Raw genomic sequence first — 12073 nt, forward strand, 5'->3', positions numbered from 1 at the left:
ATGGGTTACCCAGGGACGACCGAGGTCACCCCAGCCGCTCCGCCCCGGGCCAGGACCCTGGCCAGGCATTCGACGACATCCGGGTGGTAGTCGCGGGCGGTGCCGAGTCTGAGCCGTTCCAGGGCGTCGAGGGCGGCGGTCGCGGGCCCGTCGCCCGCGAGGTCGTCGTAGGCGTTCACCGCGCGCACGATCCGGGCGGGCAGCGGCTGCTCGCGGTACGGGTCGGCCTGCCGTTCCACGACGACGGCGACGGCCCCGGGGACCCCGGTCCTGCGGACGACCTCACCGCCGAGGAGGGCGATCCGGCGCTGTTCCTCGGCGGGCAGGAGCGCGGTGGCGCCGCCCGCGACCGGGTCGATCAGGGAGAGCTGTCCGATGTCGTGCATGAGGGCGGCGTGCTCCAGGACGGTCAGCTCGGTGCCGGAGAGCCCCAGCTCTCGTCCGACGGCCGCGCTGAGGGCGGCGACCCGGTGGGCGTGGCCGGGCGGGGTGCAGCCGGCGATCTCGGTGGCGCGGGCCAGCGAGGCGATGGTCTGCCGGTTGACGGTACGGACCGCCGCGTACCGCTGGAAGGAGACCTGGGTGAGCAGCGGCGGTACGGCGAGCACGGGCAGCGCCCAGAGTCCGGCGGCGGCCACGCCGAGCGCCATGACGGCGCCGGTGGCGCAGACGGCGGAGCCGATGCCGAGGAGGGCGCGCAGTTCGTCGCGGAGGAGGGGCCCGTACGGGAATCCCGTACGGGCGCGGAGCAGGAGCGCGGCGAGCACGGCGTCGCAGAGGGCGGTGAGGACGAGCAGCAGGAGGAGGAAGAGGGCGTACCGGGGGCCCTGCCCGAGGTGGGTGACGGCGGTCCCCGTGTTGTAGAGGGGCTGGAAGCAGAGGGCGGCGAAGCCGACGGTGAGGACGCGGCGGGCGAGGTGGTCGGGGCGGGGGTCCCGGCCCAGGGCGACGTGGGGGACGATCCCGGCGAGACCGGCGGCGGTGACGACGGCGACGATCTGGAGGACGTCGTGGGTGGTCTCGGTCCCGGCGCTCGCGCCGAGCAGGGCGTAGGCGAGGGCGCCCGCGGCGGCCAGCGGCGCGGGTTCCCGTTCCTCGGGCTCGTCGGGCGGGGTGGGGGCGGCGCCCCAGCGGACGAGTTCGCCGAGGGTGACGAGGGCTCCGAAGGCGAGGGCGTTGTGGGGTTCGTCGACGCCGTACCAGAGGGTGGAGGCGAGTCCGGCGAGGCCGAGGAGGAGGGCGGCGCCGTGGACGGCGCCGAGGGTGACGGCGCCGGGGCGCGGGCGGGGCGGGCGTCTCACGCGCGCTCCTTGGGGCGGGGGGTGACGGGGTCGCGCGGGGGTGGCACGTTCCCCTCGGGGGCGGTCTCGTCGGAGGTGACGGCGGGCTGCCAGCCGTAGCGGTCGAGGGCGCGGACGAGGGCGGCGACCATCCGGGGGTCGAACTGGGTCCCGGCGCAGCGTTCGAGTTCGGCGACGGCGGTGGGCACGGGCCGGGCGCGGCTGTAGGAGCGGGTGGAGGTCATGGCGTCGAAGGAGTCCGCGACGGCGACGACCCGGGCGTACTCGGGGATCTCCTCGCCGCGCAGCCCGTAGGGGTAGCCGTTGCCGTCCATGCGTTCGTGGTGGTGGAGGATCGCGGCGCGCGCCTCGCCGAGGAAGCCGATGCCCCGGACCATCTCGTGGCCGTACTCGGGGTGGAGTTCGATGATCCGGCGTTCCTCGGGGGTGAGCGGGCCGTCCTTGCGGAGCACCCGGGTGGGCACGCCGAGCTTGCCGACGTCGTGGAGGATGCCCGCGAAGCGGACGGTGTCGAGGCGGTCCTCGGACATGCCGAGTTCGCGGGCGATGAGGAAGGAGGCGTGGCCGACGCGTTCGCTGTGGCCCCGGGTGTAGCGGTCCTTGATGTCGACGGCCTGGACGAGGGCGCGGATGGTGGCCTGGTGGGCGGCGCGTTCGCGGTGGTACTGGGTGAAGACCCAGCAGGAGATGTACATGGGCAGCAGGACGAAGAGCGCGGCGACGGGCCCGTACGAGCTGCGCCAGAGGACGGCCATCATGAGTCCGGCGAGGCCGTGGACGGTGTGCGGGGCCAGGGCCCGGCCGAGGAGTCCGCGCCAGGCGGCGCGGGCGGTGAGGCCGTCGGCGGTGGCGCGGATGCCGCCGTCGAGGGCGGTGAGGACCAGGCAGAAGCTGAGCGAGGCGGCGGTCGCGGGCAGCAGCGCGTAGGGGAGGTCGGGGGCCCGGTACACCCCTCCGAGGGCGTTTCCGCAGCTCAGGGCGTCAGCGGTGTGGGCGGCGGCGTAGACGGCGAGGCTGGTGGCGGCGGCCCGCCAGACGCGGCGGGGGGCGGCGGGGGGTTCGTCGACGCGGGCGAGGAGGCTCCCGGGCAGGGTGGTGAGCGCGGCGGCGGCGGGCGGCAGGAGGAGCGCGGCGGCGAGGAGGACGGGGAAGAAGGAGCCGGCGCCCAGGGGCGGCGAGCCGTCGACGCCGCGGCCGAGGACCCGACAGCGGGCGGGGAGTTCGCAGAGCGCGTACAGGGCGGCGAGGAGCGCGACGGTGCCCCAGGGGGTGGTGGCGCCGGGGCGGAGTGCGGGCAGGACGCAGGCCCCGGCACCGAGCAGGGCGCAGCCGATGTACACGCGGGCCGCTCGTGGAATGGCCTTCACGCCGATCATCCCCGTCACGGTAGCGATCGGGGCGGCCCGTGGCGGGCCTGCGGCGAGGATTCGCACCATCGGGTGATACAAGCGGATGTACGGAGGAGGTGGCCGGTGTACGGAGAAGGCCGCCGCACGGAGAGGGCCGGTGTACGGAGGTGGCCGCCGCACGGAGGTGGCCCGTGTACGGAGGAGGCCCGTGTACGGAGGAGGCCGCCGTGATCGTGTCACGGCGGCCCTCGGTCGGTGCGGGTGTGCGGGGTGCTACTCCTGTGCGGCCGGAGTCGTGGGGACGATCGGCGCGATCTCCTGCTCGGGGACCAGGTGGCCGGAGCGGATGAGGTCGATCCGGCCCATCACCTTGGCCCGCAGGTCGGTGGGGACGTCGTCGCTGCCGCAGCAGCGCTTGACGAGCTTCTTCACCGCCTGTTCGAGGCCGTACTTCTCCAGGCAGGGGGAGCACTCCTCGAAGTGCACCTCGAACTTGGTGCAGTCACTGTCGGGCATCTCGTGGTCGAGGAACTCGTAGAGATGGTCGAGGACTTCCGAGCAATCCGTCTCGTGCGGATCTCCGCAGCTCATGAGCCCGAGCCTTTCAGATCGTGCGACGACTCCCCGGCGCCGGCGGGGACGAGCCCGCGGTCGCGGGCGTAGTCCTCCAGCATTCCGCGCAACTGGCGGCGGCCCCGGTGCAGTCGGGACATCACCGTACCGATGGGAGTCCCCATGATGTCCGCGATCTCCTTGTACGCAAAGCCCTCGACGTCCGCGAGATAGACCGCGATGCGGAACTCCTCGGGGATCGCCTGGAGGGCCGACTTCACGTCGGAGTCGGGAAGGTGGTCGAGCGCCTGGGACTCGGCGGAGCGCAGCCCGGTCGACATGTGCGACTCGGCGCGGGCGAGCTGCCAGTCCTCGATCTCCTCGGCGGCGCTGCGCTGGGGCTCGCGCTGCTTCTTGCGGTACGAGTTGATGAAGGTGTTGGTGAGGATGCGGTAGAGCCACGCCTTGAGGTTGGTCCCCTCGCGGAACTGGTGGAAGGAGCCGTACGCCTTGGCGTAGGTCTCCTGCACCAGGTCCTCGGCGTCCGCCGGGTTGCGCGTCATGCGCAGTGCGGCGGAGTACATCTGGTCCAGGTAGCCGAGGGCGTCCCGCTCGAAGCGCGCGTTGCGCTCCGCGGTCGTCTCCTCGGGGCCTTCCTCGGTCCCTGTGTCGGTACCGGTGACCGGACCCACCTCCTCCAGCGCGACGGCGAGTCCGAGGGCGGACCCGCTCGTTTCGGAGGATAGACGAGGAACCGCTCCGCCCGCCGCCCGAATCGGGCCGCTCTTGGGCGAGGTCAGCACTGTCCAGTCGAGGTCAGCGGCCTTCGCACGCTCCGGGCAGATGGTCGAACCCATGCGACGGACTCCCTCTGGTCTTCGTTCTCACACCGACGCCCCGAACAACAGCGGCCCCCGGTCCGGCATTCCCCGGGCGTCAGCGCGACGCGGAGATCCACTCGGTGATTCCGGTCACGAGCAGTGCCATGGCCTCCTCCTGCCCGAGGGGGGCCTTCTTGGGCAGGGCGAAGCCGTGGTCCCCGTACGGGATCTCCAGGAGCCGGTGGGGGCCGTCCGGGAACTCGGCGGGCCGTCCGAAGGGGTCGTTGCCGCCCTGGACGACGAGCGTCGGCAGGCCGGTGCCGAGGAGTTCACCGGCGCGGGACCGTTCGGGCCGGCCCGGTGGGTGGAGCGGGAAGGCGAGCGCGAGGACGGCGCGGGCGCCCAGCTCGCGGCCGGTGCGGCAGGCGACCCGGGCACCGGCGCTCCGGCCGCCCGCGACCACGGGGAGGCCGGGCCGGGCGAGGGCGGGCCAGAGGCCGCGCCAGCCGGTGTCGAGGGTCTTCGGGGCGGGGGCGACCTTCTTGCCCGCGACCCGCCAGGGCTGCTCGACGAGGGCGACGCTCACGCCCCCGCCGGGCAGCGCCGCCGCGAGGGCCGCCAGGTCACGGGCCCCGATCCCGCCGCCCGCGCCGTGGCCGAGGGCGAGGACCGCCCACGGGTCGGCCCCCTCGTACCAGGTGACGCGGGCGTCCCCGGCGTCGGTGGGAACCGTCTCGGTCCGTGTCATGCCCCGGGGGGCGTCTTCGGTGCTCACGGGCCCATCCTGCCGCGCGGACGGCCGAGGACACCGGTGCGCGCGACGGCGACTCCGGACGCGACCCAGGAGCACGGGCCGTACGGGCCGGGGGCCCGGACCACCCGCCGTACGGGCCCAGGGGCCCCGGACCACCCGCCGTACGGGCCGGGGCTCCGGACCACCCCGCCGTACGGGCCCGGGGGGGGCGACCCAGGCCACGTACGGGCAGGCTCCCGGATCCCACGGCGTACGGGCCTGTCCGGGCGCCCGGAGCCTGCCGCACGGGCCGGGCCGGACTCCCGGACCCCCGCCGTACAGGCCCGGGGAGACGGCCCCGGGCCACCCGCCGTACGGGCAGGGCTCCCGGATCCCACGGCCTGGCTCCCGGTCGCCCCTCCCCCCTACGGCCCCGCCCCGACCGTCCGGATTCCCCGGCCGCTCAGAACAGCGTGGCCTCCTCCGGGCCCTCCAGTTCCGTCAGAAGTTCCGGGCCGTTGTTACGGACGTTGCTGACGGCGGTGGACACCGGATAGGCACGCATCAGGCCCTCCGGCGGCGGGGTCAGCAGTCCGCGCAGCTCCTCCGGGTGGGTGCGCGCCGGGTCCAGCCAGGCGTCCCACCGGTCCTCGGTGAGCATCAGCGGCATCCGGGGGTGGATGTCGGCGAGCGAGTGCGGGCCCTCGGCGGGGGCGACCCCCAGCGGGCCGGTCTCCGCCTCCGTGGTGATCACCGAGCAGGTCGCCCACCACGCGGCGGGATGCCCGGCGGGGAGCGTCGGGTCGCGCCAGAACTCGTATATCCCCGCCATCGCGAAGACCGACCCGTCCGAGGGGGTCACGAAGTACGGCTGCTTCCGGGGACGCTTCCGCCTCCCCTCGACCTCCAGGTCCCGCTCGTCCGCCCCGGTCACCCATTCGTAGTAGCCGTCGGCGGGCAGGATGCAGCGACGGGCGGCGAACGCCCGTTTGAAGGACGGCTTCTCCTCGACGGTCTCCGCGCGCGCGTTGATCATCCGGGCCGCGCCCTCCGGGGACTTCGCCCAGGACGGCACCAGGCCCCACTTCAGTACGCGCAGCTGGCGAACCGGACGCGGCTGTCCCGCGTCTTTCAGAGGACGTTCCAGAACGGCCCAGACCTCCTTGGTGGGGGCCACGTTCCAGTCGGGGGCCAGGGTCTCCTCCGGCGCCCTCCCCGGAGTCCCCGGTGCCGTCCGCGCCGGGGGGACGCCCAGCTCGATGCCGAACACGTCGACGAGGTCCTCGGGCCGCCGACCGGCCGCATACCTTCCGCACATACGTGCCACACTGCCACGATCCACGACCCCAGAGGAGCGGCCCGCACCATGGACCCCTTCCGTACCCAGGCCGCCCCGGTCGAATGGCTGGTGATCGTCACCGGTGTCGCCGCCCTCGCCGTCACCGTGATCCGCGGTCTCTGGCTGCCCGCGCGCAACGCGATCACCATCGCCCACGAGGGCGGCCACGGGCTCGTCGCCCTGGCCACCGGCCGCCGCCTCGAAGCGATCCGGCTGCACTCGGACACCAGCGGACTGACCGTGACCCGGGGCCGCCCGACCGGACTCGGCGTGGTCCTGACCCTGGCCGCGGGCTATCCGGCGGCCCCCCTGCTCGGCCTCGGCGGCGCCGCCCTGATCGGCACCCACCGGGTGACGCTGCTGCTGTGGAGCGCGACGGCGCTGCTGCTGGCCCTCCTCGTGATGGTCCGCAACGCGTACGGCGTCCTCACCGTCCTCCTCACCGGCGGCGCCTTCCTCCTCGTCTCCTGGCTCGGCTCCCCCGAGGTCCGGTCGGCGTTCGCCTGCGCGGTGGTGTGGTTCCTGCTGATCGGCGGTGTCCGCCCGGCCTTCGAGCTCCAGGCGAAGCGGCGGCACGGCGGCGCGCCCGACTCGGACGCGGACCAGCTCGCCCGGCTCACCCACGTGCCCGCCGGGGTGTGGCTCCTCTTCTTCCACGTGGTCGCGATCTCCGCCCTGATCGGCGGCGGGCGCTGGCTCCTGGGCCTCTGACACCCCCGTACAGTGAGCTCATGACCGCAGTGACCCCCGCGCACACCGACCCGCCCACCGACCTCTGGCCCGCCCCGTACGCGCGCGGCGCCGTCGACGCGACCGTCACCGTGCCCGGCTCCAAGTCGGTCACCAACCGCGCGCTGGTCCTCGCCGCGCTGGCCGCCGAGCCCGGCTGGCTGCGCCGCCCGCTGCGCTCCCGCGACACCCTGCTGATGGCCGAGGCGCTGCGCACCCTCGGCGTCGGCATCGAGGAGGGCGTGGGCCCGGACGGCACCGGCGAGGCCTGGCGGATCGTGCCCGGCCCGCTGCGCGGCCCGGCCTCCGTCGACGTCGGCAACGCCGGCACGGTGATGCGCTTCCTGCCCCCGGTCGCGGCGCTCGCCGACGGCCCGGTCCGCTTCGACGGCGACCCCCGCTCCCACGAGCGCCCGCTGCACGGGGTGATCGACGCGCTGCGCGTGCTCGGCGCCCGCGTCGACGACGGGGGCCGGGGCGCCCTGCCGCTGACGGTGCACGGCTCCGGCGGTCTGGACGGCGGTACGGTCGAGATCGACGCCTCGTCGTCCTCCCAGTTCGTGAGCGCCCTGCTGCTCTCCGCCCCCCGCTTCAACCAGGGCGTCGAGGTGCGGCACGTGGGCACCCGGCTGCCGTCGATGCCGCACATCCGGATGACGGTGGACATGCTCCGCGCGGTCGGCGCGATGGTCGACGAGCCGGAGCACGGCGGCGAGCCGGACGTGTGGCGGGTGACGCCGTCCGCGCTGCGCGGCCGGGACCTGGTCGTCGAGCCGGACCTGTCGAACGCGCAGCCGTTCCTGGCGGCGGCCCTGATCACCGGCGGCCGGGTGACGGTCCCTGACTGGCCCGCGCGGACCACCCAGCCCGGCGACACGCTGCGGGAGATCTTCACCGCGATGGGCGGCTCCTGCGAGCTGACCGACGCGGGGCTCACGTTCACCGGCACGGGCCGGATCCACGGCATCGACGTGGACCTGGGCGAGGTCGGCGAGCTGACGCCCGGCATCGCGGCGGTCGCGGCCCTCGCGGACTCCCCTTCGGTCCTGCGGGGCGTGGCCCACCTTCGGCTGCACGAGACGGACCGGCTCGCGGCGCTCACCAAGGAGATCAACGAGCTGGGCGGCGACGTGACCGAGACCGAGGACGGTCTCCACATCCGCCCGCGCCCGCTGCACGGCGGTGTCTTCCGCACGTACCACGACCACCGCATGGCGACGGCGGGCGCGGTCATCGGGCTCGCGGTCGAGGGCGTGGAGATCGAGGACGTGGCGACGACGGCGAAGACCTTGCCGGACTTCCCGGGGATGTGGACCGAAATGCTCGGGGTCTGAGCCATGCGGCGCTACGGCAAGAACACCGACGAGGACGACATCCGCCAGCGGCCCAACCGCAAGGGCACCCGGCCCCGTACGACGATCCGCCCGAAGCACGAGGACGCCGTCGAGGGCATGGTCCTCACCGTCGACCGGGGGCGGCTGACCTGTCTCGTGGACGACCGGCCGATCACCGCGATGAAGGCCCGTGAGCTGGGCCGCAAGGCGGCCGTCGTCGGCGACCGGGTCTCGCTGGTCGGTGATCTCTCCGGCGAGAAGGACACCCTCGCCCGGATCGTGCGGATCGGCGAGCGCAGCTCGGTGCTGCGCCGTACGGCCGACGACGACGACCCGTACGAGCGGGTGGTCGTCGCCAACGCCGACCAGTTGGCGATCGTCACCGCGCTCGCCGATCCCGAGCCGCGCCCCCGGCTGATCGACCGCTGTCTGGTCGCCGCGTACGACGGTGGTCTCAGCCCGCTGCTGGTCCTCACCAAGTCGGACCTGGCGGCGCCGGACACGCTCCTGGACATGTACGGGGCGCTGGGCGTGCCGTATGTGGTGACCACCCGCGACGAGTTCGTGGACGGGGTCGCCGCCGAGCGGGTCCACGAGCACCTCAAGGGCCGGACGACGGCCTTCGTGGGGCACTCGGGCGTCGGCAAGACGACGCTGGTCAACGCGCTGGTGCCGCCCGACCGGCGGCGGACCACGGGCGTGGTCAACGCGGTCACGGGCCGGGGCCGCCACACGACCACCTCCGCGCTCGCGCTGCCGCTGGACGACAAGGAGGGCGGCTGGGTCATCGACACCCCGGGCGTGCGTTCCTTCGGGCTGCACCACGTCGACCCGTCCCGGGTGATCCTCGCCTTCCCCGACCTCGTACCGGGCACGGAGAACTGTCCGCGCGCGTGCAGCCACGACGAACCGGACTGCGCCCTCGACGCGTGGGTGGCGGAGGGGCACGCCGATCCGGCGCGGCTGGTGTCGCTGCGGCGGCTGCTCTCGACGCGGGAGCGACGCGAGGGCGACTGACCCGTCCATGTTTACGTGCTGCCGCGATCGGTAAGTGCATAATCGCACCAAGTGCGACGAAGCAGTCACCGACGGCGTGGGAGGCACTGACGATGGCGTGGCTGCTTGTGGTGGTGGCGGGCATCCTGGAGACCGGGTTCGCGGTCTGTCTGAAGCTCTCGCACGGATTCACCCGGCTGTGGCCGACGGTCGCCTTCGCCGCGTTCGCGCTCGGCAGCTTCGGACTGCTGACCGTGGCGCTGCGCAAGCTCGACGTGGGTCCGGCGTACGCGGTGTGGACCGGGATCGGGGCGGCCGGTACGGCGATCTACGGCATGGTGTTCCTCGGCGACCTGGTCTCCACGCTCAAGATCGTCTCGATCACGCTGGTCATCCTCGGGGTGATCGGGCTCCAGCTGTCCGGCTCCACCCACTGACCGTCCGCGCCGGGCGGTTCCGGCGCGACGACATGGCTGAGCGCGAGCCGGACGGCCAGTTCACAGCCCGCCGCCCGCTCCTGGCCCGCGCGGGCCACGGCCGCCGCCACCAGTTCGCCGGGGGCGGGCGGTCCCTCGTCGGCCCGCCGCTGGGCGGGGGCCGCCGCCTGACGGGCACCCGGTCTCGCCGGACGGGGCGCGGGGAACCGCTCGCTCCAGGCGCCGGTGAGCAGGGCCCGCAGGACCGGCCGTGCGGCGGCCCGGGTCACGATCCACTCGGCGAGGTCCACCAGGTTCCGCCCCGGCGGCGCGGGGGCGGCGAGGAGCCGTCGGACACCCGCGAGGTAGGCGTCGGCCTCCCGTCGGACGAGCGCGCGGGCGAGGCCCTCCTTGCTGCCGAACTCGTTGTAGAGGGTCTGCCGGGAGACCCTGGCGGCGGCGGCCAGATCGGCCATCCGCACGGTGGACCAGGGCCGGTGCGCGAGCGCGTCGAGCGCCGCGTCGAGCAGGGCCTCGCGGGCAGTCGGCATCCTCGCCTCCCGGACCGAACGTTCCCGTACGTCTCCGTACGCGGCTCCGCGCCCCAGCGTCGGCAGCCGGGCGGGCGCTGTCAAGGGGTCGCGGGGCGGCCGTGGACGGTTCGCCGGGCGCCGGGCGCACGGCGATAGAGTGCCGGACATGGCCGACTACCACGATGACCTGCGTCTCGCCCACGTCCTCGCCGATGCCGCCGACGCGGCCACCATGGACCGCTTCCAGGCGCTCGACCTGCGGGTGGAGACGAAGCCGGACATGACCCCGGTGAGCGAGGCCGACAAGGCGGCCGAGGAGCTGATCCGGGGTCAGCTCCAGCGGGCCAGGCCGCGCGACGCGATCCTGGGCGAGGAGTACGGCGTGGAGGGCACGGGCCCGCGCCGCTGGGTGATCGACCCGATCGACGGGACGAAGAACTATGTGCGCGGGGTGCCGGTCTGGGCGACCCTGATCGCGCTGATGGAGGCCGGGGAGACCGGGTTCCAGCCGGTGGTGGGCCTCGTGTCCGCCCCGGCCCTGGGCCGCCGCTGGTGGGCGGCGAAGGGCCTCGGCGCGTACACCGGGCGGAGCCTGTCGTCGGCGAGCCGGATCGGGGTGTCGAAGGTCGAGTCCCTGGCGGACGCCTCCTTCGCCTACTCCTCGCTGAACGGCTGGGAGGAGCAGGGCCGCCTCGACGGTTTCCTCGACCTCACGCGCGCGTGCTGGCGGACCCGGGCGTACGGCGACTTCTGGCCGTACATGATGGTCGCGGAGGGCTCGGTGGACATCTGCGCGGAGCCGGAGCTGTCGCTGTGGGACATGGCGGCGGTGGCGGTCGTGGTACAGGAGGCGGGCGGCACGTACACCGGCCTCGACGGCCGGCACGGCCCCCACAGCGGCAACGCGGCGGCCTCGAACGGCCTGCTCCACGGCGAACTGCTGAGCTACTTGAACCAGGAGCCCGCGACGGACTGAGACCGGTGAGGACACACGGCACCTCACCGACGGGGGCCACCTCGCGGGATCCGTATCGCGGGGCGAGGCCTTCTCGGGACCTGTATCGCGGGGCGGGGCGGCACCTCTCCGGCCCGTATCTCGGGGCGGGACAGCGCCTGACCGGGGCCGTATCACGGGCCGACCGCGCCTCTCCGGGGGGGCGGTTCGGGTCCCTCCGGAAGCCCCTCCGGACGGGCCCGCGACGGGGGCGCGGGCCTCCCCCGTACGCCTGGACGGTCCGCACACGGGTCCCCCGCGCGGGGCGCGCGGAGGACGTCCGTACGCCCGGCGCGCACGGCGCCACAGGTGCCCCCGGTGGTGCCGCGCGTGCCCCCTTGTCGGCTTTCTCCCCCGGTGCGACTCTGAGGGTCCCCCGCTTGTGAACTTGTGCGGTTCCCGTCGGGCGCCTCCGGCGCCGGGCCTCTCCTCGCGGGCCGCACCAAGGAGGTGGCTCCGCCCATGCTCGTCCGTGACGCCATGAGCACCGTGGTCCTCACCATCGGCCCCGCCCACACCCTCCGGCAGGCCGCCCGGCTGATGGCGGCGCGACGCGTCGGCGCCGCCGTCGTCCTCGACGCCGACGAGGGCGGCCTCGGCATCCTCACCGAGCGCGACATCCTCCGCTCCCTGGCCCGGGACCAGGACCCCGACCTGGAGACCGCGGGCTCCCACACCACCCACGAGGTCGTCTTCGCCGCGCCCTGCTGGACGCTGGTGGAGGCGGCCGGGGCGATGACCCACGGCGGCTTCCGCCACCTCGTCGTCCTCGACGACCGGGGACCCGTCGGCATGGTCTCCGTGCGCGACATCATCCGCTGCTGGGCCCCGGTGCACAGCGTCGCGGGCTGAGCCGCGCGGACGCGCACGGGGCTCGGGAGCGACGCCCTGACCGGGCGCCGCAACTGAGCCGCGCGCGGGCGCGCCCGCACCCGGTCCGGTGCGAAGGCGCGCGGACACGCGGAAGCGGACCGGA

Annotated in this window: 13 protein-coding genes; 6 read left to right on the forward strand and 7 right to left on the reverse strand. The window is 74.4% G+C overall.

Annotation, left to right across the window (positions count from 1 at the left end; genetic code table 11):
- Nucleotides 1-5 precede the first annotated feature (5 nt).
- The 6 genes from ACFXGN_RS11520 to ACFXGN_RS11545 form a co-directional block, all read right to left on the reverse strand.
- Nucleotides 6-1301 (reverse strand): HD-GYP domain-containing protein, encoded by a 1296-nt coding sequence (locus ACFXGN_RS11520; RefSeq protein WP_384856618.1) that lies wholly within the window; start codon nt 1299-1301, stop codon nt 6-8.
- Complete coding sequence (locus tag ACFXGN_RS11525) at nt 1298-2668, reverse strand: HD-GYP domain-containing protein (protein WP_384856850.1); 1371 nt, start codon at nt 2666-2668, stop codon at nt 1298-1300. Before ACFXGN_RS11525 ends, ACFXGN_RS11520 begins: the two co-directional genes overlap by 4 nt.
- A gap of 255 nt (nt 2669-2923) precedes the next feature.
- A complete protein-coding gene (rsrA, locus tag ACFXGN_RS11530; RefSeq protein ID WP_384856620.1) occupies nt 2924-3241 on the reverse strand; it encodes a mycothiol system anti-sigma-R factor in 318 nt (105 codons plus the stop codon).
- Nucleotides 3238-3894: a sigma-70 family RNA polymerase sigma factor gene (locus ACFXGN_RS11535; RefSeq protein WP_351782287.1), complete on the reverse strand. Its 657-nt coding sequence runs from the start codon at nt 3892-3894 to the stop codon at nt 3238-3240. The genes rsrA and ACFXGN_RS11535 overlap by 4 nt, the downstream gene beginning before the upstream one ends.
- Nucleotides 3895-4138: 244 nt before the next feature.
- Nucleotides 4139-4771: an alpha/beta family hydrolase gene (locus ACFXGN_RS11540; protein ID WP_384856853.1), complete on the reverse strand. Its 633-nt coding sequence runs from the start codon at nt 4769-4771 to the stop codon at nt 4139-4141.
- A 448-nt stretch (nt 4772-5219) separates the two neighbouring features.
- Nucleotides 5220-6074, reverse strand: coding sequence for an SOS response-associated peptidase (locus tag ACFXGN_RS11545; RefSeq protein ID WP_384856623.1), 855 nt, complete (start codon nt 6072-6074; stop codon nt 5220-5222).
- A 48-nt stretch (nt 6075-6122) separates the two neighbouring features.
- Between ACFXGN_RS11545 and ACFXGN_RS11550 the strand changes: the two genes are divergently transcribed.
- From ACFXGN_RS11550 to ACFXGN_RS11565, 4 genes are all read left to right on the forward strand, one after another.
- A complete protein-coding gene (locus ACFXGN_RS11550) occupies nt 6123-6806 on the forward strand; it encodes a M50 family metallopeptidase (protein WP_384856626.1) in 684 nt (227 codons plus the stop codon).
- A 20-nt stretch (nt 6807-6826) separates the two neighbouring features.
- On the forward strand, nt 6827-8158 hold the full coding sequence (aroA, locus tag ACFXGN_RS11555) for a 3-phosphoshikimate 1-carboxyvinyltransferase (RefSeq protein WP_384856628.1): 1332 nt from the start codon (nt 6827-6829) through the stop codon (nt 8156-8158).
- A 3-nt stretch (nt 8159-8161) separates the two neighbouring features.
- A complete protein-coding gene (gene rsgA / locus ACFXGN_RS11560; RefSeq protein ID WP_384856630.1) occupies nt 8162-9175 on the forward strand; it encodes a ribosome small subunit-dependent GTPase A in 1014 nt (337 codons plus the stop codon).
- 92 nt (nt 9176-9267) lie between these two features.
- Nucleotides 9268-9591, forward strand: a complete 324-nt coding sequence (locus ACFXGN_RS11565; RefSeq protein ID WP_351781706.1) for a multidrug efflux SMR transporter — start codon at nt 9268-9270, stop codon at nt 9589-9591.
- On the opposite strand, the gene ACFXGN_RS11570 is transcribed toward ACFXGN_RS11565, so the two are convergent.
- Nucleotides 9483-10121 (reverse strand): TetR/AcrR family transcriptional regulator, encoded by a 639-nt coding sequence (locus tag ACFXGN_RS11570; RefSeq protein ID WP_384856634.1) that lies wholly within the window; start codon nt 10119-10121, stop codon nt 9483-9485. The two genes, ACFXGN_RS11565 and ACFXGN_RS11570, sit on opposite strands and share 109 nt — an antisense overlap.
- Before the next feature lie 148 nt (nt 10122-10269).
- On the opposite strand from ACFXGN_RS11570, the gene hisN reads away from it, so the two are divergent.
- On the forward strand, nt 10270-11079 hold the full coding sequence (gene hisN, locus ACFXGN_RS11575; RefSeq protein WP_384856637.1) for a histidinol-phosphatase: 810 nt from the start codon (nt 10270-10272) through the stop codon (nt 11077-11079).
- Nucleotides 11080-11559: 480 nt separating this feature from the next.
- The gene (locus ACFXGN_RS11580) at nt 11560-11949 is read left to right on the forward strand and encodes a cyclic nucleotide-binding/CBS domain-containing protein (RefSeq protein WP_384856639.1); all 390 of its coding nucleotides are present in this window, start codon (nt 11560-11562) and stop codon (nt 11947-11949) included.
- Nucleotides 11950-12073 lie beyond the last annotated feature (124 nt).

Source organism: Streptomyces sp. NPDC059247, from assembly GCF_042754005.1.
Classification (GTDB): Bacteria; Actinomycetota; Actinomycetes; order Streptomycetales; family Streptomycetaceae; genus Streptomyces.

Bases quoted from the DNA above. Each gene is read 5' to 3' on its own strand.
- hisN (WP_384856637.1), top strand. From the start codon at position 10,270: ATGGCCGACTACCACGATGACCTGCGTCTCGCCCACGTCCTCGCCGAT.
- rsgA (WP_384856630.1), top strand. From the start codon at position 8,162: ATGCGGCGCTACGGCAAGAACACCGACGAGGACGACATCCGCCAGCGG.
- ACFXGN_RS11545 (WP_384856623.1), bottom strand. From the start codon at position 6,074: ATGTGCGGAAGGTATGCGGCCGGTCGGCGGCCCGAGGACCTCGTCGAC.
- ACFXGN_RS11540 (WP_384856853.1), bottom strand. From the start codon at position 4,771: ATGACACGGACCGAGACGGTTCCCACCGACGCCGGGGACGCCCGCGTC.
- ACFXGN_RS11580 (WP_384856639.1), top strand. From the start codon at position 11,560: ATGCTCGTCCGTGACGCCATGAGCACCGTGGTCCTCACCATCGGCCCC.
- rsrA (WP_384856620.1), bottom strand. From the start codon at position 3,241: ATGAGCTGCGGAGATCCGCACGAGACGGATTGCTCGGAAGTCCTCGAC.
- ACFXGN_RS11550 (WP_384856626.1), top strand. From the start codon at position 6,123: ATGGACCCCTTCCGTACCCAGGCCGCCCCGGTCGAATGGCTGGTGATC.
- ACFXGN_RS11565 (WP_351781706.1), top strand. From the start codon at position 9,268: ATGGCGTGGCTGCTTGTGGTGGTGGCGGGCATCCTGGAGACCGGGTTC.
- aroA (WP_384856628.1), top strand. From the start codon at position 6,827: ATGACCGCAGTGACCCCCGCGCACACCGACCCGCCCACCGACCTCTGG.
- ACFXGN_RS11570 (WP_384856634.1), bottom strand. From the start codon at position 10,121: ATGCCGACTGCCCGCGAGGCCCTGCTCGACGCGGCGCTCGACGCGCTC.